Origin of the sequence: Vibrio sp. Isolate25 (assembly GCF_022398025.1) — a bacterium.
Taxonomy (GTDB): Bacteria; Pseudomonadota; Gammaproteobacteria; order Enterobacterales; family Vibrionaceae; genus Vibrio; species Vibrio coralliilyticus_A.
Window position 1 is genome coordinate 64,600 of the sequence record NZ_JAKEUT010000006.1, and the last position, 18,677, is coordinate 83,276.

Here is an 18,677-nt window from a genome sequence, read left to right on the forward strand (position 1 = left end):
AAAACGCCCTTGAAATTACGGTTTCAGGGGCTTTTATTTTACTATCATTATGAACTTAGAACGTTACAACCGAATTCAACAAGTCCTCAAGTCTCGGCAGGCTGATCTGACTTTCTGTCTTGAAGAAGTGCACAAACCTAATAATGTTTCCGCAGTTATCCGTACCGCTGATGCGACGGGAATTCATAAGATTCATGCTGTGTGGCCTAATGATATGCGCACGCTTAGCCATACTTCTGCGGGAGCACGAAACTGGGTTGAAGTCGACACTCACGATACGATTAGCAAAGCCGTCAAAACGCTTAAAGAGCAAGGTATGCAGGTTCTAGTGACGAACCTGTCTGACAACGCGGTTGACTTTCGTGAGATTGACTACACTCAGCCGACGGCGATCATTCTAGGGAGCGAAAAAATTGGCGCTTCTGAAGAAGCAAAGCAACTGGCCGATCAAGATATCATCATTCCTATGATGGGCATGGTCCAGTCGCTTAATGTCTCGGTTGCTAGTGCTGTCATCATGTACGAAGCTCAGCGTCAGCGCGAAGCGGCTGGCATGTATAACAATCAGGTTAGCAAGCTACCTGAAGAAACGATTCATCGTATTCTGTTTGAGCGAGGTCACCCTGTGCTTGCGAAAGTTGCAAAACGCAAGGGGCTACCTTATCCGCCGCTTGATGAAGAAGGTCAGATCATTGCTGATGAAGCGTGGTGGCAGGAAATGCAGAAGAAGTAATGTCAATGAACGTTAGGGGTTGAAGCGAATGCGTCAACCCTTTTGATTTTCTGCTCATCACCAATGCCGACTGCTTGAAGGCGCTATACTCTTATTACCAGACTAAATTTCCCTGTACAAAAACACAGCTCAATGGTTAACTATTAGGTTCAGACACCTATGTAACTTACTGAATAACTTACCGAGCTCTGTTATGTCCCAATTGCTATCTGCTATTCCTTTGACTTCTCTGACTGGTGTTGGTGCCAAAGTGGCAGAAAAGCTAGCAAAAGTCGGGCTACATTCGGTACAAGATCTCTTATTTCATCTCCCACTGCGTTACGAGGATCGAACGCGTATCTACCCTATTGTGAAGTTACATGCTGGTTTATGGGCGGCAGTGCAGGGAAAGGTCATGAGCGTCGATACTTTGTTTGGTAAGCGTAAGATGCTGACGGTCAAAATCAGTGATGGTAATGGCATCATCACCTTGCGCTTTTTCAATTTTACCGCAGGGATGAAAAACAACTTTGCTGAGGGCAAAACTGTCCATGCCTATGGTGAAGTTAAACGGGGCAGCTATGGTTTAGAAATTGTCCACCCAGACTACAAATTCTATGCGCCGAATCAGCCTGCTGAGGTAGAACAGAGCCTGACACCGGTCTATCCGACCACAGATGGCCTACGTCAAATCACTTTACGTAACTTGACTGATCAAGCGTTAGAATTACTTGATAAGTCGGCAGTGCAAGAGCTCTTGCCTGCCGGCCTGTATGATCAGCAAATCTCGCTTGCTCAGGCGCTGCACACGATTCACAGGCCAACACCCGATATCGATTTACACGCCTTTGATGAAGGTAAGCACCCAGCGCAAATACGCCTGATTATGGAAGAGCTGCTGGCTCAGAACCTTTCGATGCTCTCAGTGCGGAGCAAAGGTCAGCAAGACATTGCTCTGCCACTGGCTGAACGCAATGAACTGAAACAAAAGCTGCTCAGTCAGTTGCCTTTCTCCCCAACCAAAGCGCAATCTCGAGTTGTTGCGGAAATTGAACAAGATCTTGCGAAACCTCACCCGATGATGCGTCTTGTTCAGGGAGATGTCGGCTCAGGAAAAACTTTGGTTGCCGCTTTAGCAGCGCTTCGAGCACTAGAACATGGCTATCAGGTGGCTTTAATGGCCCCAACTGAACTGCTGGCAGAGCAACATGCGATCAACTTTGCACAGTGGCTGGAACCTATGGGGATACATGTAGGCTGGCTAGCAGGTAAACTGAAAGGTAAAGCCAAAGATGCTGAGTTAGCCAAGATAGCCAGTGGCGAAGCGCAAATGGTGGTTGGTACTCACGCTTTGTTTCAGGAGCACGTTGCTTTTCATCATCTTGCGTTAGTCATTATTGATGAGCAACACAGATTCGGTGTACACCAGCGCCTCGAACTAAGAGAAAAAGGCGCGAAACAGGGCGTATTTCCTCATCAACTGATCATGACGGCTACCCCGATCCCGCGTACATTGGCGATGACCGCCTATGCGGATCTTGAAACTTCCGTTATTGATGAATTACCCCCGGGGCGAACGCCTATCCAGACGGTCGCTATTCCAGATACCAAACGAGATGATATTGTTGAACGTGTACGCAATGCCTGCCTCAATGAAGGAAAGCAGGCTTATTGGGTGTGTACATTGATTGATGAATCAGAAGTATTAGAAGCTCAAGCTGCGGCTGACACCGCAGAAGAACTGCAAAGAAAGCTGCCTGATGTCAAAATCGGTTTAGTGCATGGCCGGATGAAGCCAGCAGAAAAACAGGCCGTAATGCAGGATTTTAAAGACAACAAACTTCACTTGCTGGTGGCTACTACCGTGATCGAAGTCGGTGTTGATGTCCCCAATTCAAGTTTAATGATCATCGAGAATCCTGAGCGCTTAGGGTTGGCGCAGCTGCACCAGTTACGAGGACGAGTTGGACGAGGGAGTGTTGCTAGTCACTGTGTGCTGCTTTACCATTTCCCATTGTCTAAAACTGCACAAAAGCGTTTAGGTGTCCTGCGTGAAAGTAATGATGGGTTTGTTATTGCTCAGCGCGATCTGGAAATTCGTGGCCCAGGTGAGCTACTAGGCACTAAGCAAACGGGCATGGCTGATTTTAAAATTGCTGATCTGATTCGAGATCAGCATTTGATTCCAGAAGTTCAGCGAGTTGCACGTCATATTCATGATCACTTCCCGGACAGCGCCGCGGCGATAATTGAACGTTGGCTGGGGGATAGAGACATATATTCGAAGGCATAGAGAGAAAGGCTTGTAGGGTTGGAGTGACAATACCAACCCTTATCGCTCGCTAGCTATTAGTACCTTTGTGAGAGTTATCGTAAATCTCACTTCCATCGCGCTGAGTTTTGAGTAGCGATAGGTTCCACATGTATTGTTCTGGATGCGGTCTGACTAAGTCTTCAATGGCTTGGTTCATTGCGCGAGCATCGGCTTCTTCATCGCCAGTTGGAAAGTTTTCGAGCGCAGGCAGAATATGCACTTCATACTTACCTGATTTGTCGTTGTAGGCAGGTAACACTGGGATCACTTTGGCTTTCGATAGGCGGGCCATTTTACCAAAGCCTTTTAGCGTTGCTTTTTCTGTACCAAAGAAAGGCACAAATACTGAGTTGGCCGGGCCAAAATCTTCATCTGGTAGCCAGTAACCAAGGTAACCATCTTTAATTGAACGCACGAAAGGCTTCACCCCGGCTTCACGAGCAAAAATACGACCGCCATATTGCATGCGTTGCACTTGCATCAACCAGTCCCCGATAGGGTTACGTTGCGGCTTCATGATGGTGGTGACTTTGTAGCCCTTTGCAGCCAACATGACCGCAGGGTAATCGACCGCCCAAGCATGTGGCGCTAAGATGATGACTTTCTCTCCGGCATCAAGCAGCGGTAGGATGTTTTCTTCGCCAATCATGACGCCACGCTCTTGGTTATGTTTGGTTGAACGAACCAAAAACTCCGAATAACCCAACAGATACTGTGCAGCCTTAACGAAGGTCTCTTCCAGAATATCTTGGCGTTCTTGGTCTGATTTTTCAGGAAAGCAATACTCAAGATTGACACGCGCTCGGCGTACCACTCGTCCGTTTTTACGCACTGCAAAGACGGACAGTTTGCGTGCCAAGTTATCGCGCCAGCGGTACGGAATAAAAGCAAACAGGGCGGCAAATAAAATGCCCAGCCATGTCCCCCAGTGTTTAGGATGTAAAAATGCCCACTCGAAGGTAGGGTTATGCAAATGTTTATCGATGCTATTTTTATCGTTGTTGCTCATTGAAAGCAGCACCTATGTTATTGATATCTTGAGTTAGTGAGAGAGTGGTCTGGCATCGACTTGAAACGCTTGTGTAGCCACATCCACTGTTCCGGAGCGCGCATGATAATCTCTTCGACGAATTTATTCATGTAGGCCGCGGCCGCCGTTTCATCTTTTTGTGGAAAATCTTGGTCGATAGACTTATCCGCCATGATTTCGTACTTGCCGTTTTGGTTACGGAATCCAGAACCTGGCACGATGGCACTCTTACTAGTGTAAGCAAGGATGCTGGTTCCTGTCGTTGTACAGGCTTCTTCGACGGCAAAGAAAGGCACGAACACAGATTTGTTATGGCCGTAGTCCTGATCTGGTAGGTAGAACAGGCGATGGCCTTGGCGCAACACGCGTACCATCTGTTTAAGATCACGACGATAAATGAGTTGGTTGCCGTTACGTGTGCGTCCTCTATATTGGATGAACTCGTAAGCCGGGTTTGTGTGGGGGCGGTAAGCGCCATAACCCGGTAGGCCAAGTACACCAAAAGCTCGCGCGGTAATTTCCAAATTGAGGGCATGCACGCAGCAAAGTAGTACACCTTTACCTTCGTCATTGAGTCTCTTTAGCTCTTCGATATCTTTCGCAATCAAAATACGTTTGAAACGCCACGTCGGCCAAAACCAAGTGATGCCTGTCTCAATCAAAGCCATACCGGTATTTTTGAAGTTTTCTACGACCATGCGCTCGACTTCTGTCTCTTCCATCTCCGGAAAGGCCAATTCAAGATTACGCTTAGCGATCTTTACCCGGGATTTACCCAGCTTCATACCGATCGCTCCGATGCCTCGGCCTATTTTAAGCAGTACCGCATAAGGTAGAAGGTTGACTGTCAGAGCCAACAAACCAAACCCAAACCAAACCCCCCAATATTTGGGGTGGAGCAGGGCTAGTGTAAATTGAGGCTTTTCGACGCTATTTTTTTTGCTCATAGTGATTACTTGATCTGTGCACTTAAGAGTGACCAGTATTGTTCAAAATTGGCGGTCGGTTGATATTTAAAGTCTGAACGCACAAAACGGTTCAAGCTACCTTCCACCTGACCGAGTAACTGCGTTGCCAGAATGGTCTCATCGACAGGGAAGGATTTGCCTTCTCTCAGCTTGCGCTCACGCAAGATCTGACGGATGGATGTTTCAATGCGTTCAAACAATTGATTGATACGATCACGTAGGCGTTCATTCTCGAACATCAATGCGTGTCCTGAAAGAATACGGGTTAGGCCAGGGTTACGCTCAGCAAATGCCAGAATCAACTGGAGAACCAGTCGTATACGTGTCAGCGTGTCTTTTTCTTCATCCAGAATACGGTTAATACGTGACATTAAGGACTCTTCAATGAACTCGATCAGGCCTTCAAACATGCGAGCTTTACTGGGGAAATGACGATATAACGCCGCCTCCGAGACTCCAACATGCTTGGCAAGTTTGGCGGTGGTGATACGAGAGCCACCATCGTTGGATTCCAACATTTGAGCAAGTGCTTGTAAGATTTCTTCCCGGCGATTACTTTTTCTTGTTCCGGCCATGAACGAGTTCCTTTTGTTACCACTGTTGATGCCCATAAACACAGGCATTCGTCCACCTTACTAAGCTAAGGTGAACGGAATAGACGAATTTTTGATTGTTAGAATAGCGACTTAATTGTCTAACTTTGCGGCGATAATTGTAAGTATCTGCTTCGCAATTTGTTGTTTTGATGCAAGGGTAAGTGATTGCTCACCATCTTTCCAGTATAGGTTAATCGCATTGTTGTTGCTGTTGAAGCCTTGCCCCTCTAATGAGACATCGTTGGCACAAATCATATCGAGATTTTTCTTGGTCAGCTTAGTTCGCGCGTAATGTTCCACATCTTGCGTTTCTGCAGCGAAACCAACGGTAAACGGGCGCTGCTGAGTCATACCGGCAACGGACGCGACAATATCTGGGTTTTTAACCATAGTGATGGTCATTTGATCGCTGTCATCCGTCTTCTTAATTTTCTGCTCAGCCACTGCTTGTGGGCGATAATCCGCTACAGCGGCACAGCTAATGAAAACATCATGTTCACAAGCTTTATCCATGACAGCGTTGTACATGTCTTCTGCGCTGGAAACATCAATGCGCTTCGAGCCGACTGGCGTTGGAAGAGTCACTGGGCCTGCGACTAACGTGACCGTCGCACCGAGCTGAGCTGCTGCTTCTGCTAATGAAAAGCCCATTTTCCCTGAGCTATGATTGGTAATGTAGCGTACCGGATCAATAGCTTCGCGGGTTGGGCCGGCAGAAATCAATATCGATTTACCGCTAAGAGGTTTGTCGCCCCAAAACTGTTCACATAAGTCAACTAATTGCATCGGCTCTAACATGCGGCCAGGGCCAATATCACCACAAGCTTGCTCACCAGCAGCGGGCCCCCAAATATGCATGCCACGCCTTTTTAACGTCGCGATATTTTCTTGTGTGGCTGGATTGCGATACATCTGCTGGTTCATGGCCGGAGAGACTGCAATTGGAGCATCGGTTGCAAGTACCAGTGTGGTCAGCAAGTCATTGCCCATGCCCGCAGCCATTCGTGCGATCAGATCCGCCGTTGCGGGAGCGAGTAAGACCAAATCCGCCCATTTTGCCAGCTCAATATGGCCCATAGAGGCTTCTGCCGCTGGATCTAATAAGCTGTCGGAAACTGGGCGACCAGAGACTGCCTGCATCGTTAAGGGGGTAATGAACTCTTTTGCTGCTTTGGTCATAACAACCTGAACTTCAGCGCCACGTTCAATCAGACGACGTGTTAGGTCGGCACATTTATAAGCGGCAATACCACCACCGATACCAAGTAGGATCTTTTTGCCCGCGAGTGTTTGCATGATGATCATCCTTAAAAAATACTGGGGGTAGATTACCACGCAGCAATCAGAGACTCTAGAAATGGAAAGTGTTGTTGCAGATTCAGCACGTTTTTGCTTTTTTATTTTTTGCTTCTTTATATACCTATTATTTACAGAAAATCTTTCACTACTTCGAAGATAAAGTTTCAGCGCACGAGCTTGATGACAAGCTTGTTTAAGCTAGAGGCACTGTGTTTACCGTAGAAGGGTGTGTTCTAACTATGTTACCTCGTGAGTCAATGCCGAGAGAAAAGCTGTTAACCAGAGGCCCGCAGTCACTTACCGATGCTGAATTGCTGGCGATTTTCTTGCGTACCGGTACTCAGGGCATGAATGTTCTTCAGCTGTCAGACAAACTACTCAAAGAGCTGGGTTCGTTACGAAGTTTATTCGCTGCGAGCAAAGAAGAGTTCTGCCAGCATAAAGGGCTCGGTGAGGCGAAATATGTCCAACTTCAAGCGGTACTTGAGATGACACAGCGCTATTTGAGTGAAACCTTACAGCGAGGGGAGGCTCTGACCAGCCCGCAACAAACCAAACTTTACCTTTCGAGTATGCTGCGCGATCGCCAGCGTGAAGCTTTCTATATTTTGTTTCTCGATAATCAGCATCGGGTAATTAAAGACGAAGTGATGTTCGAAGGTACGATTGATGCAGCGTCTGTTTATCCAAGAGAAGTTGTCAAACGGGCATTAGAGTTTAACTCGGCAGCGTTGATTCTTGCTCATAATCACCCATCAGGGATTGCGGAACCAAGCCAAGCCGACCGTAGAATTACCCAGCGAATCAGTGATGCATTGGCGCTAGTGGATATTCGAATTCTCGACCATTTCGTCGTCGGAGATGGAGAGGTGGTCTCCTTTGCAGAGCGTGGATGGATTTAAATCACATTATTTGTTGTGAGTTGCGCGAATTCTGCTACAATCCCCCGACATTTTTTGAACTATTATCAGCTCTGCCTAAAAAAGATCACGAAAACCTTGAAAAAGGATCTGTTCGGGTCTTGAGCAATGCTAGTCAAGTTAGTATAATGCGCGACCTTTGATAGCCTTGTATGGGTTTCCATAGCGGTATAAGACCTCGAAATTCTTCTTAGAGAACTAGAGAGGTTCGGCCACCAAGGTTGATATCGAGCTGAAACGATTTTGGAGAAGACATTCATGTCACGAGTATGCCAAGTAACTGGTAAGCGTCCAGTAACGGGTAACAACCGTTCACACGCACGCAATGCTACTAAGCGTCGTTTTCTGCCGAACCTACAAACTCATCGTTTCTGGGTAGAGAGCGAAAAACGTTTTGTTAAACTACGTCTATCTGCTAAAGGTATGCGTATCATCGATAAGAAGGGCATTGATGCTGTTCTTGTTGACATTCGCGCAAACGGCGAAAACGTTTAAGAGGAAATAGGCAATGGCAAAGAAAGGCGTACGTGAGAAAATCCGTCTAGTATCTTCTGCAGGTACTGGTCACTTCTACACTACTGACAAGAACAAACGTAACATGCCAGGCAAATTTGAGATCAAAAAGTTTGATCCAGTTGTTCGCCAGCACGTTATGTACAAAGAAGCGAAAATCAAGTAATTGATTCTTCTTTGAAGCTTCTTAAACAGAAGTCTGTATTTGAAACCCAGCGTTCTCGCTGGGTTTTTTATTGCTTGTTATCCTAATAGCAACCAACCGTTCTTCCCCTTTGTTTCATTCCCCCCTTTGCTATTTTCTGCTACCTTTCTTGTAGTTACCTTTAGGGAAGTATAAGTTCATGCGTGTTTCTACCTCACGACGCCGTCGCTGGAATAACATCATGATATTGGGCATTATCGCGTTTATCGCGATCCTCAATTTGCCGACTATCATCAAAACCTATTTGATTGACGACCAAACAACCGCTGAAGTTAGTCCTTACCCTTATTTGCTCAACCCCTCCGCAGAATTGAAAGCTCTGCATTTTTCTGACTGGTCGTTGGAATTCGTAAATGGTGAATGGGTTCTGACTCAGCAAAGCCCCCTTGCTGCGCAGGAATTGGTTGAGCGCTGGGTGGGTCTCGTCGGGACCGAAGTAGACCAGAAAACGTTTGATAGCTTAAAGCCTCAATTGTCCGCACCGCAGACGATTGAAGTCTGGTATCGTGATCAGGAAGAGCCTCAAAGGATCACCTTCTACCAAACGCCGCAATTTTGGCTGCTGAAAAACTGGCAGGATCAATGGATCGCTGTTTCAGTTGCTCCGGAATATCTGCTACCTTAAACGCCCAGAATTATTAATTGCTTAACCACTATGCCTGAATTACCTGAAGTTGAAGTCAGCCGTATGGGGATCACTCCTCATCTGGCTGGACAAACTGTTGCCAAGCTGACTTTTCGTACCCCTAAGCTGCGTTGGGATATCCCGCATGAGCTAAAGAAGATGGAAGGTCAGGTGATCCGCAGTATTTCTCGTCGTGCTAAATATTTGCTAATTGAAACCGATGTAGGCAGCGCGATTGTCCATTTGGGGATGTCAGGATCGTTGCGTGTACTGGATGCAGACATGGAGCCGGGGAAACACGATCACGTCGATCTGAAACTGACCAATGGCAAGGTACTACGTTATAACGACCCCAGACGTTTTGGGGCTTGGTTGTGGACCGAAGATGGTAAACATGATGCGTTGGGCCGGATGGGACCAGAGCCGCTAACGGAAGACTTTGATGCGCAATATATCGCGGACAAGGCAAAGAATAAGCGCGTCGCGGTGAAGCAGTTCATTATGGATAACAAAGTCGTAGTTGGGGTAGGAAATATCTACGCCAATGAGTCATTATTTAGTGCACGTATCCATCCGACACGGGCAGCAGGCACACTAACGGCGAAAGAGTGGCAACGTTTGGTTAAAGAGATTAAACAGGTGCTCGATACGGCCATTAAGCAGGGCGGGACGACATTAAAAGATTTTGCTCAGGCGGATGGTAAACCGGGCTATTTTGCTCAAGAGCTGCAAATTTATGGCAAAGCAGGTGAAGCTTGCCCTAGCTGTGGTGAAGCGATTGAAGAGCAGAAAATTGGCCAGCGCAATACGTTTTTTTGTAGCCATTGCCAGAAGTAGTCAAATATAGAGCTGAGGCTTTATGCCAGCTCTATATTTCTATTAAAGTTAGACTTTCGCTTTGCTTTTTAGCGCTTCCGCGACCGCTTTTGGTACAAAGTTGGTGACATCACCACCATGAATAGCCACTTCACGGACTATGGTCGAGGAGATAAATGCATGCTCTTCTGCGGGTGTGAGAAAAACGCTTTCTAATCCGGGCATCAGTCTACGATACATATTAGTTAAACCAAATTCGTACTCAAAGTCGACTGTGGTACGTAAACCACGGATAAGAACGTTCGCATTTTCTTGCTTCGCAAAGTCGACCATCAAACCGGAAAATCCCTTCGAGATTACATTGTCCAAATGCTGAGTCACCTGCTGTGCAAAAGCTACGCGCTCTTCTAGCGTAAACATGGTGTTCTTACTTGGGCTGGCAGCAACAGCAATGATCACTTCATCAAACATATCTGCCGCACGTTCGATTAAATCCAAATGGCCATTAGTAATCGGATCAAAGGTCCCTGGATAGATCACTCGGGAAAGGCGTTTTTTGCTCACAGTCAGTTACTCAAATGATTCTTTTATATCGCTTAATGGTAACAAAAAGGCTCACATTTACCCAACTTAGCCGTTATCATTGGGAGCAAAGATTGAGAGTTAGGAAAAGTAATGAAAAAGATACTGGTGGTTCGTAACGACAAAATAGGCGACTTTATGCTGGCTTGGCCCAGTTTCGCGATGCTGAAAGCCTCTATGCCGGATTGTCAGATTACAGCGCTAGTACCTAATTACACAGTGGCCCTGGCAGAGCTTTGTCCTTGGATTGATAAAGTGCTGGTTGATCCAACGAAGAAGGGCTCTAAGCACGCGCAATCGACTTTGATTGAGCAAATAAAAGCGGAGCGCTTTGATGCATCCATCAACCTTTTCTCTACGACATATAACGCGAAATTGGTCTGGAAAGCGAAAATTCCATATCGCCTTGCTCCGGCGACAAAGCTGGCGCAGATCTTTTACAACAAACGTATCAAACAAAAGCGTTCACAATCAGCAAAACCAGAATACGAATACAACCTAGACTTAGTGCGTGCGTTTTTAACGGATATTGGTCAAGCAGTGGTTGAGCCTGATGCGCCTTACCTCTCTTTCTCAGCTGACGATCTGCAGCAACAAAAGCACAAACTCTCACTACAGTTGGATTTAAATGTAGAGAAACAATGGGTGTTCGTTCATGCCGGTAGTGGTGGCTCAGCCAATAACTTATCTCTTCAGCAGTACTCTCAGTTAATTTGCGATATGCCGGAGCCGTTTGAAATTATACTGACAGCTGGGCCGGGAGAAGAACAGAAAGCCGCTGAGTTACATAGCCTACTAAAAGAAAAGGGCAGAGCCTCGGTGGTGTACGATAAGAACGATGGCTTAGTCGATTTTTCTTGTTCTATCGCCTGTGCCGACTTGTTTATTGCAGGTTCTACTGGGCCCTTGCATATCGCGGCGGCGATAGATGTACCGACCGTTGGCTTTTTTCCAAGTAAGCGTTCAGCGACACCGCTGCGCTGGAAACCAATTAACTCGGCAGGCAACCATATCGCTTTTTGCCCACCAGAGGCAGAAGATAAAGCCAGTCAGGAAAATATGGCCAGAATTGATATAGATGTGGTCTCGAGAGAGTTACAACCATGGATAAGCCGTAAGCTGAATTAATAAAAAAGGGCGATAGAAATATCGCCCTTTGTCTGGATTGAAAAGATTAGAATTTATCCGGCATCTTGTCTGTTTCACTGCGAATCCACAGATCCGCATATTTCACAAAAGTAGAGTGTGCTGAAAGTAGGGAGAGCAAGAAGCCTTGCTTGCCATCAAGAAAGCCGGCTTTAACAACATACATTTTCAAGAAGCAGCCTAATGCGTGCAAAATGCCTTGTGAGATGCTGCTTTTCTTACCTTTTTTCTCGCGCTGTTCAGCCCAGGCTTTGGCATAGCCCGCCGACTTCACTAAGTAGTGATTCATGTCGTTATAGGTGAAGTGAATCAAGTCGCCATTCAAGTTTTCGACTTTCATGGTTTTCGCCACCTCGACTTTTTCATGAACCAGAGCGTCATTGTACTGCGTCAGCTTTGTCGGGTATAAGCGCAGTACACGGTCTGGGTACCAACCGCAATGACGAATATAGCGTCCAAACACCCAGCTTAGACGCGCCGTTTGATAAATGGTATCCGGCTTGTTGGCACTCACTGAATCTAAAATACTTTGCTTGAGCTCAGGAGTGACCCGCTCATCGGCATCTAACCACAGGACGTAATCCGACTCAACATAGGACTGAGCCAAGCGACGTTGAGGGCCAAAGCCAGGCCATTCAGGATTGACGAAAAACTTGTCCGTAAAACGGCGTGCAATCTGTTCGGTATTGTCTGTACTTCCGGAGTCAAGTACCACAATCTCGTCAACCCAGTCGTGAACAGTTTCTAAACAAGCTTTCAGGTGCTGCGCTTCGTTCTTGACGATAAGTGCGACGGCAATGGTTGGTTTACTCACTGTGGTACCTCTGAAGTCTCTCGGAGTTTATTGTAAATGGAGTTCTGTGGTTACTTTATCAAACATGGCGATGACTTGCTGAGGTTGAATGCGCTGCATGGCGTTTTTGTCTTTGACACGGGCACGCCAGCTAAGCTGAGTTGCAGATTTCCCCGTTTCAGCTTGAATTGCGTCTTCATAAGCAGACACTACATATTGGCGATATTGATAAGGCCCAGTGCGTTCAGGATTATGGTGGGCATACAAACCAATAACCGGTGTATTGACCGCATTGGCCATATGCGCAGGGCCAGTATCCGGTGCGATCACCAAATCAGCTTGGTCTAACAGTGCCAGCATTTGCTTCAGCGAACTTTGGCCGACCTGATTGTTGACAGTGCATGTCAGCTTGCTCTCAATTTTCTTTGCGAGGTCTAATTCTACTTGCGCTGGGCTACCAGCTAAGGTGACCTGCCAGCCTTGATTGACGGCGTGCTGGATAAGTTCGACGTAGCCTTCTGCTGTCCAGTTCTTGTAGGCTTTACTTGCCGCAGGCACGACAACTAGGTTGCGTTTGTCGGCAGATAATTGCTGTTGTGCCCAATGTTTATCTGAATCTGAATATTCAAGCACCCAGACGGGACTCATATCTTCAACGCCAAGTGTGCGGCCAAAGGCGAGCAGCCCATCTAAGACGTGCATGGAATCAGGTGACGCCACTTTGACATTGGTGAACAGAGTTTGGAAGTCCTGACTGCGGATAGAATCAAAGCCGAGCTTGTATTTTGCCTTAATGCCAAGGGTGGCAATACTGGCTCTAAATGCGTACTGCATGTGCAGTAGTGCATCGAATTTTTGTCCTTTTAGTGTCGCCCAGAGTTTTTTATAGCCTTGCCAGCCTTCCTTCTTGTCAAAAACTATCACACGAATGCCGGGTATGCCTTCAATCAGCTTGGCTTCAAGCTTACCTGTTATCCAGACAATGTCGGTTTGCGGCCACTGACGTTGAATGGCTTGCACTGCCGCAACGGTGTTACACACATCGCCAATCGCAGATAAACGCAGAATGCACAAAGACTCAGGGGCAGAAGAAAAAAGGCTCATAAATAATTCTTTTGGCTAGCAATGGTGAAGATTATGCAGAGGCAGTCAATAAATGTAAAATGACCACTGAAATTTAATCAGAGATAGCCACCGCATGAAAACCGTGCAATTGGACAACCAAACCATATGGTATGACGAAAGCTTGCTTAAGGAAGACCCTAAGCAGGTGTTTGACGCTGAATTTTGGCAAAATGCCGGTAAAGTCATCGGTAGCGCCCAAGGACGTGGAACCACTTGGTTTGTGCAAACGAAAACTATCGAAGCGGCACTCAGGCATTATCGTCGCGGTGGTTTGTTTGGAAAACTAGTGGAAGATAGCTATCTCTTTTCAAGCTGGGAAAAAACTCGCGGCTATCAGGAATTTCAGCTGCTAAATACTTTGATTGAATCTGGCGTCAACGTGCCTAGGCCAATTGCTGCCCGAGCGGTGAAAGCTGGCTTCACTTACCAAGCGGATCTTCTGAGTGAGAAAATCCCTAATGCACGAGATTTGGTTTCTATTCTGATAGAAAAGCCACTTCCCGCAGAAATGTATCAGAAGATTGGCTGCGAAATTCGCAAGATGCATGATGCGCAAGTCAATCACACCGACCTTAATATTCACAATATCCTGATAGATGAACAGAACAAAGTGTGGATAATCGATTTTGATAAATGCTATCAGCAATCAGGAAATGGCTGGAAGCAGAGCAACTTGGATAGATTGAAAAGGTCGTTTGAAAAGGAAGTCGGTAAGCGCAATATTCATTGGTGTGAGGTGGATTGGTTATCAATCCAAATAACCCCCTGATTGTTGCTTTTCGTCTCGCACAGTCTTGCCCTAAATACTATAATCTAGGCCTATTTTCTTGTAACTTAATACATAAAACCGATGCAATATGACATAACCCTTTCTCCCTCAGGAGTGCGTTTTAGCAGCCAAGATAATTTATTAGATGATGCACTATCGCAGGAGATCGCGCTGGAACATAGTTGTAAAAACGGAGATTGTGGTGTCTGCGAAGCAAAGGTTATTTCCGGAGAAGTGCTGAATGAACTTGGTGAAAAAGTACACTCTGGGACCATTCTGACCTGCCAGTCTAAAGCCATATCGGACTTGGTCCTTGAAGCTGAATTCTATCCAGAACTTAGCGCAATTAAACAGCAAACCCTGCCGTGTAAAGTGTCCAATATCACTTTTCCTACAGAGGATATCTTGATCATCAAGTTTCGCTTTCCTCCCACGGCTAACTTCATTTTTCGTCCGGGGCAGTATCTAGACCTCATTTTTAAGGGAGTGAAACGCAGTTATTCAATTGCTAATGCAATGGTTGATAGTCAGGAGTTAGAACTGCATATTCGTAAGGTCCCTAAGGGCAAGATGTCAGATCTTCTGTTTAATGACCTAAAAGACCATCAGTTGATGCGTATTGAAGGGCCTAAAGGTACATTCTTTGTGAGAGCGTCCAATCGGCCCATTGTTTTCTTAGCGACAGGGACGGGAATTGCGCCTGTAAAAGCCATGGTCGAACAACTAATTCACGATAATGATAAAAGGGATGTAGCCATTTATTGGGGGATGAGAACGCCAGATGAAATTTATGATGAGGCGTTTATAAAACTTCTGAAAGGTAACAAGCACATCCGCTTTATCCCTGTTTTGTCTCGATCTCCAGAATGGGGAGGTCGAGTAGGTTATGTGCAAAATGCCGTTATCGAGGACATTGCCAATTTAGAACCGTACGATGTATATGCATGCGGTTCTCTTTCTATGATTGAAGCAGCCAAAGCATTATTCTCAGATCATAATTTACCATTGAAACACTTTCACTCGGACGCCTTTACTCCCGCAAAGTAGCGTCTAATAACTGGAGATAGTAATGAAAGCAGTTATTCTCGCAGGCGGCTTAGGAACGCGCCTAAGTGAAGAAACCTCTGTAAAACCTAAGCCAATGGTTGAGATCGGTGGAAAACCGATCTTATGGCACATCATGAAACAGTATTCCTCGCATAGTATTAATGAATTCATTATTTGCTGTGGCTATAAAGGTTATGTCATTAAAGAATATTTCGCTAACTACTTTCTGCATATGTCTGATGTTACATTTGATATGCAAAATAATGAGATGAAGGTTCACCGTAAGCGTGCAGAGCCTTGGACTGTCACACTGGTAGATACAGGTGACAATTCTATGACAGGTGGACGCTTAGGGCGTGTCGCAGACTACCTGAAGGACGATGAGGCTTTCTGCTTTACTTATGGCGATGGTGTCGGTGATATTGATATTACTGAAACTATCAAATTTCATAAGTCACATGGTAAGAAAGCAACATTGACGGCAACGTTTCCACCTGGTCGCTTTGGTGCCTTGGACATGAAAGAGGGCCAAGTACAGAGCTTTAAAGAAAAACCCAAAGGTGATGGGGCGATGATTAACGGCGGCTTCTTTGTTCTCTCACCAGAGGTATTGAACTACATTGATGGTGATGACTGTGTTTGGGAGCAGTACCCTTTAAATCAATTAGCGAAAGATGGCGAACTGATGGCTTTTGAGCACCATGGCTTTTGGCAGCCAATGGATACATTGCGTGACAAGGTGTATCTTGAAAGCCTTTGGCAGTCAGGTAAAGCGCCTTGGAAAGTTTGGGAGTAAAGCATGAATCCTAAGTTTTGGACAGGTAAGCGAGTTTTTGTCACTGGCCATACAGGTTTTAAAGGAAGTTGGCTGTCTCTGTGGTTACAAGAAATGGGGGCGGTTGTCCAAGGTTACTCTCTACCAGCGCCAACGACCCCAAGCCTGTTTGAAGAAGCAAAGGTATGGGAGGGGATGTCATCGCAAGAAGGAGACATTCGCGACTTTACGCATTTAAGACAGGCAATACATGACTTTAAGCCTGAAATTGTTTTCCATATGGCTGCTCAGCCTCTCGTTCGTCTTTCGTATGAAGAACCCATCGAAACTTATTCGACAAACGTTATGGGAACCGTGTATCTCCTGGAAGCCATTAAACAAGTTGGTGGTGTCAAATCGGTCGTCAATATCACTTCCGATAAATGTTATGAAAACCGTGAGTGGGTATGGGGTTACCGAGAAGATGAACCCATGGGAGGGTATGACCCATACAGTAATAGCAAAGGCTGTGCTGAATTGGTGGCCTCATCTTATCGTCAATCTTTCTTCAACTCAGATAAGTATCAAGAACATGGCTGTGCACTCGCATCGGTTCGAGCTGGTAACGTGATCGGTGGTGGTGACTGGGCTGAGGACCGCCTTATCCCTGATATTCTTCAAGGATTTGCCAATAATAAGAAAGTTGAGATCAGAAGCCCCTACGCCATTCGACCATGGCAGCATGTTTTAGAGCCATTATCAGGTTATATCGCTATCGCTGAAAAGTTATACTTAGAAGGCCCGAGCTTTGCCGAAGGATGGAACTTTGGCCCTAGAGATGAAGATGCTCAACCTGTTGAGCACATCGTCAATCGAATAGCACAGTTGTGGGGTGAAGATGCTCAATGGTTCTTGAGCCAAGAGGTTCATCCTCATGAAGCTCATTACCTAAAGTTGGATTGTTCTAAAGCAAAGATGCGCTTGAACTGGCAACCTGTTTGGAGCCTAGATACGACGCTGGAGAAAATTGTAAGCTGGCAAAAAGCTTGGCTTAGTGGTGAAGACATTAAGTCCTACACGATAAATGAAATCAAAGAATACATGACCGCAAGAGCAGGTAATAGATAATGTCGAAAGAGCAATTAAGAGCTCAAATTGCAGACCTTGTAGAGCAATATGCAGAGCTAGAGTACGCACCTAAAGAGTTTGTTGGTGGAAAAAGTGTGGTTCCTCCTTCAGGTAAAGTGCTTGGAGCAAGAGAACTACAATTAATGGTTGAAGCCTCTCTTGATGGCTGGTTAACAACAGGTCGATTCAATGACGCTTTTGAGCAGCGCCTAGGAGAGTACTTGGGGGTTCCTTATGTGTTGACTACGACGTCAGGTTCTTCAGCTAACCTTCTTGCGTTAACTGCACTAACATCCCCTAAACTAGGTGAACGTCAACTAAAACCTGGTGACGAAGTGATTACCGTTGCTGCAGGTTTCCCTACGACAGTAAACCCAACGATCCAAAATGGCTTGGTGCCTGTATTTGTTGATGTCGATATTCCAACCTACCAAATTAAGCCAGAAATGATAGAAGCTGCCGTTTCGGAGAAAACTAAGGCAATCATGGTGGCTCACACTTTGGGTAATACATTTGACCTTACCGAAGCGCGTCGTGTTGCCGATAAGTACAACCTTTGGTTAATCGAAGATTGTTGTGATGCTTTAGGCTCAACATACAATGGTCAAATGGTTGGAACGATTGGTGATATTGCCACCGTCAGCTTTTATCCTGCTCACCATATCACCATGGGTGAGGGAGGCGCTGTTTTTACAAAAGATAAAGAACTACGCAAGTTAGTAGAGTCTTTTCGTGATTGGGGACGTGACTGCTATTGTCCACCGGGCTGTGACAATACTTGTGGCAAGCGCTTTGACCAGCAGCTAGGCTCACTTCCTGATGGTTATGACCATAAGTACACCTACTCTCATCTAGGTTACAACTTGAAAATTACCGACATGCAGGCAGCATGCGGCCTTGCTCAGATGGATAGAGTAGAAGAGCTCGTTCAAAAACGTAAGGACAACTATGTGTATTTACGTGACGGCTTAGCGTCATGTGAAGAGTTTATTATTCTGCCAGAAGCGACGGAGAACTCAGAGCCTTCTTGGTTTGGTTTCCCAATTACTATACGTGAAGACTCAGGTATTGATCGCGTCGATCTGCTGAGGTTCATGGACCAATATAAGATTGGTACTCGTCTTCTGTTTGCCGGTAACCTGACCCGTCAACCGTATTTTGATAATGTGCATTATCGAGTGGTCGGTGATTTAACTAACACAGACTTGATCATGAATAACACTTTCTGGATTGGTGTTTATCCAGGTCTAGGGCAAGATCACTTGGACTTTGTTATCGAAAAGTTTGAAGAGTTTTTCGGTGTTAGTTTCTAAAAACAGCAATAAAGAATGGAAA

Annotated in this window: 20 protein-coding genes; 13 read left to right on the top strand and 7 right to left on the bottom strand. The window is 45.9% G+C overall.

Annotation, left to right across the window (positions count from 1 at the left end; all coding sequences use genetic code 11):
• The first annotated feature begins 49 nt into the window (after nucleotides 1–49).
• Both trmH and recG read left to right on the top strand, forming a co-directional pair.
• Nucleotides 50–733, top strand: a complete 684-nt coding sequence (trmH, locus tag L1D15_RS13735) for a tRNA (guanosine(18)-2'-O)-methyltransferase TrmH (RefSeq protein ID WP_239837905.1) — start codon at nucleotides 50–52, stop codon at nucleotides 731–733.
• Between the two features lie 193 nt (nucleotides 734–926).
• On the top strand, nucleotides 927–3,005 hold the full coding sequence (gene recG, locus L1D15_RS13740; protein ID WP_239876136.1) for an ATP-dependent DNA helicase RecG: 2,079 nt from the start codon (nucleotides 927–929) through the stop codon (nucleotides 3,003–3,005).
• 49 nt (nucleotides 3,006–3,054) lie between these two features.
• Here recG and lpxM read toward each other — a convergent pair whose 3' ends face one another.
• The 4 genes from lpxM to coaBC all read right to left on the bottom strand — a co-directional run bounded on the left by lpxM (nucleotide 3,055) and on the right by coaBC (nucleotide 6,916).
• Entirely contained in the window at nucleotides 3,055–4,035 is a 981-nt protein-coding gene (gene lpxM / locus L1D15_RS13745; RefSeq protein ID WP_239837907.1) for a lauroyl-Kdo(2)-lipid IV(A) myristoyltransferase, read from the bottom strand.
• A 17-nt stretch (nucleotides 4,036–4,052) separates the two neighbouring features.
• Nucleotides 4,053–5,003: a Kdo(2)-lipid IV(A) acyltransferase gene (locus L1D15_RS13750; protein ID WP_239876137.1), complete on the bottom strand. Its 951-nt coding sequence runs from the start codon at nucleotides 5,001–5,003 to the stop codon at nucleotides 4,053–4,055.
• Nucleotides 5,004–5,008: 5 nt separating this feature from the next.
• Nucleotides 5,009–5,599 (bottom strand): nucleoid occlusion factor SlmA, encoded by a 591-nt coding sequence (gene slmA, locus L1D15_RS13755; RefSeq protein WP_239837909.1) that lies wholly within the window; start codon nucleotides 5,597–5,599, stop codon nucleotides 5,009–5,011.
• Between the two features lie 111 nt (nucleotides 5,600–5,710).
• Nucleotides 5,711–6,916, bottom strand: a complete 1,206-nt coding sequence (gene coaBC / locus L1D15_RS13760) for a bifunctional phosphopantothenoylcysteine decarboxylase/phosphopantothenate--cysteine ligase CoaBC (RefSeq protein ID WP_239876138.1) — start codon at nucleotides 6,914–6,916, stop codon at nucleotides 5,711–5,713.
• 242 nt (nucleotides 6,917–7,158) lie between these two features.
• Between coaBC and radC the strand changes: the two genes are divergently transcribed.
• The 5 genes from radC to mutM all read left to right on the top strand — a co-directional run bounded on the left by radC (nucleotide 7,159) and on the right by mutM (nucleotide 10,019).
• Nucleotides 7,159–7,821: a DNA repair protein RadC gene (radC, locus tag L1D15_RS13765; protein ID WP_239876139.1), complete on the top strand. Its 663-nt coding sequence runs from the start codon at nucleotides 7,159–7,161 to the stop codon at nucleotides 7,819–7,821.
• Between the two features lie 276 nt (nucleotides 7,822–8,097).
• Nucleotides 8,098–8,334: a 50S ribosomal protein L28 gene (gene rpmB / locus L1D15_RS13770; RefSeq protein WP_004410867.1), complete on the top strand. Its 237-nt coding sequence runs from the start codon at nucleotides 8,098–8,100 to the stop codon at nucleotides 8,332–8,334.
• A gap of 13 nt (nucleotides 8,335–8,347) precedes the next feature.
• The gene (gene rpmG / locus L1D15_RS13775; protein ID WP_004410866.1) at nucleotides 8,348–8,518 is read left to right on the top strand and encodes a 50S ribosomal protein L33; all 171 of its coding nucleotides are present in this window, start codon (nucleotides 8,348–8,350) and stop codon (nucleotides 8,516–8,518) included.
• Between the two features lie 178 nt (nucleotides 8,519–8,696).
• The gene (locus L1D15_RS13780; RefSeq protein WP_239876140.1) at nucleotides 8,697–9,182 is read left to right on the top strand and encodes a hypothetical protein; all 486 of its coding nucleotides are present in this window, start codon (nucleotides 8,697–8,699) and stop codon (nucleotides 9,180–9,182) included.
• 30 nt (nucleotides 9,183–9,212) lie between these two features.
• A complete protein-coding gene (gene mutM / locus L1D15_RS13785) occupies nucleotides 9,213–10,019 on the top strand; it encodes a bifunctional DNA-formamidopyrimidine glycosylase/DNA-(apurinic or apyrimidinic site) lyase (protein WP_239876141.1) in 807 nt (268 codons plus the stop codon).
• Nucleotides 10,020–10,067: 48 nt separating this feature from the next.
• Here the strand turns inward: mutM and coaD are convergent, their stop codons facing one another.
• Nucleotides 10,068–10,562: a pantetheine-phosphate adenylyltransferase gene (gene coaD / locus L1D15_RS13790; protein WP_239876142.1), complete on the bottom strand. Its 495-nt coding sequence runs from the start codon at nucleotides 10,560–10,562 to the stop codon at nucleotides 10,068–10,070.
• A 111-nt stretch (nucleotides 10,563–10,673) separates the two neighbouring features.
• Between coaD and L1D15_RS13795 the strand changes: the two genes are divergently transcribed.
• On the top strand, nucleotides 10,674–11,708 hold the full coding sequence (locus L1D15_RS13795) for a glycosyltransferase family 9 protein (protein WP_239876143.1): 1,035 nt from the start codon (nucleotides 10,674–10,676) through the stop codon (nucleotides 11,706–11,708).
• Between the two features lie 46 nt (nucleotides 11,709–11,754).
• On the opposite strand, the gene L1D15_RS13800 is transcribed toward L1D15_RS13795, so the two are convergent.
• Nucleotides 11,755–12,540 (bottom strand): glycosyltransferase family 2 protein, encoded by a 786-nt coding sequence (locus L1D15_RS13800; protein ID WP_239876144.1) that lies wholly within the window; start codon nucleotides 12,538–12,540, stop codon nucleotides 11,755–11,757.
• 27 nt (nucleotides 12,541–12,567) lie between these two features.
• Nucleotides 12,568–13,623: a glycosyltransferase family 9 protein gene (locus L1D15_RS13805; protein WP_239876145.1), complete on the bottom strand. Its 1,056-nt coding sequence runs from the start codon at nucleotides 13,621–13,623 to the stop codon at nucleotides 12,568–12,570.
• Nucleotides 13,624–13,717: 94 nt separating this feature from the next.
• On the opposite strand from L1D15_RS13805, the gene L1D15_RS13810 reads away from it, so the two are divergent.
• From L1D15_RS13810 to rfbH, 5 genes are all read left to right on the top strand, one after another.
• Entirely contained in the window at nucleotides 13,718–14,413 is a 696-nt protein-coding gene (locus L1D15_RS13810; protein WP_239876146.1) for a 3-deoxy-D-manno-octulosonic acid kinase, read from the top strand.
• Between the two features lie 81 nt (nucleotides 14,414–14,494).
• Nucleotides 14,495–15,460, top strand: a complete 966-nt coding sequence (locus tag L1D15_RS13815) for an FAD-binding oxidoreductase (RefSeq protein ID WP_239876147.1) — start codon at nucleotides 14,495–14,497, stop codon at nucleotides 15,458–15,460.
• A gap of 22 nt (nucleotides 15,461–15,482) precedes the next feature.
• Nucleotides 15,483–16,256 carry a glucose-1-phosphate cytidylyltransferase gene (rfbF, locus tag L1D15_RS13820; RefSeq protein WP_239876148.1) on the top strand — a complete coding sequence of 258 codons (774 nt, stop codon included), beginning with the start codon at nucleotides 15,483–15,485 and terminating at the stop codon, nucleotides 16,254–16,256.
• A gap of 3 nt (nucleotides 16,257–16,259) precedes the next feature.
• The gene (gene rfbG, locus L1D15_RS13825; protein WP_239876149.1) at nucleotides 16,260–17,342 is read left to right on the top strand and encodes a CDP-glucose 4,6-dehydratase; all 1,083 of its coding nucleotides are present in this window, start codon (nucleotides 16,260–16,262) and stop codon (nucleotides 17,340–17,342) included.
• A complete protein-coding gene (rfbH, locus tag L1D15_RS13830; protein WP_239876150.1) occupies nucleotides 17,342–18,655 on the top strand; it encodes a lipopolysaccharide biosynthesis protein RfbH in 1,314 nt (437 codons plus the stop codon). Before rfbG ends, rfbH begins: the two co-directional genes overlap by 1 nt.
• The last annotated feature ends 22 nt before the right edge of the window (nucleotides 18,656–18,677 follow it).

Bases quoted from the DNA above. Each gene is read 5' to 3' on its own strand.
- rfbH (WP_239876150.1), top strand. From the start codon at position 17,342: ATGTCGAAAGAGCAATTAAGAGCTCAAATTGCAGACCTTGTAGAGCAA.
- radC (WP_239876139.1), top strand. From the start codon at position 7,159: ATGTTACCTCGTGAGTCAATGCCGAGAGAAAAGCTGTTAACCAGAGGC.
- L1D15_RS13795 (WP_239876143.1), top strand. From the start codon at position 10,674: ATGAAAAAGATACTGGTGGTTCGTAACGACAAAATAGGCGACTTTATG.
- rfbG (WP_239876149.1), top strand. From the start codon at position 16,260: ATGAATCCTAAGTTTTGGACAGGTAAGCGAGTTTTTGTCACTGGCCAT.
- slmA (WP_239837909.1), bottom strand. From the start codon at position 5,599: ATGGCCGGAACAAGAAAAAGTAATCGCCGGGAAGAAATCTTACAAGCA.
- rpmB (WP_004410867.1), top strand. From the start codon at position 8,098: ATGTCACGAGTATGCCAAGTAACTGGTAAGCGTCCAGTAACGGGTAAC.
- L1D15_RS13805 (WP_239876145.1), bottom strand. From the start codon at position 13,623: ATGAGCCTTTTTTCTTCTGCCCCTGAGTCTTTGTGCATTCTGCGTTTA.
- rpmG (WP_004410866.1), top strand. From the start codon at position 8,348: ATGGCAAAGAAAGGCGTACGTGAGAAAATCCGTCTAGTATCTTCTGCA.
- mutM (WP_239876141.1), top strand. From the start codon at position 9,213: ATGCCTGAATTACCTGAAGTTGAAGTCAGCCGTATGGGGATCACTCCT.
- recG (WP_239876136.1), top strand. From the start codon at position 927: ATGTCCCAATTGCTATCTGCTATTCCTTTGACTTCTCTGACTGGTGTT.
- coaBC (WP_239876138.1), bottom strand. From the start codon at position 6,916: ATGCAAACACTCGCGGGCAAAAAGATCCTACTTGGTATCGGTGGTGGT.
- L1D15_RS13815 (WP_239876147.1), top strand. From the start codon at position 14,495: ATGCAATATGACATAACCCTTTCTCCCTCAGGAGTGCGTTTTAGCAGC.
- rfbF (WP_239876148.1), top strand. From the start codon at position 15,483: ATGAAAGCAGTTATTCTCGCAGGCGGCTTAGGAACGCGCCTAAGTGAA.
- L1D15_RS13810 (WP_239876146.1), top strand. From the start codon at position 13,718: ATGAAAACCGTGCAATTGGACAACCAAACCATATGGTATGACGAAAGC.
- L1D15_RS13750 (WP_239876137.1), bottom strand. From the start codon at position 5,003: ATGAGCAAAAAAAATAGCGTCGAAAAGCCTCAATTTACACTAGCCCTG.
- L1D15_RS13780 (WP_239876140.1), top strand. From the start codon at position 8,697: ATGCGTGTTTCTACCTCACGACGCCGTCGCTGGAATAACATCATGATA.
- lpxM (WP_239837907.1), bottom strand. From the start codon at position 4,035: ATGAGCAACAACGATAAAAATAGCATCGATAAACATTTGCATAACCCT.
- trmH (WP_239837905.1), top strand. From the start codon at position 50: ATGAACTTAGAACGTTACAACCGAATTCAACAAGTCCTCAAGTCTCGG.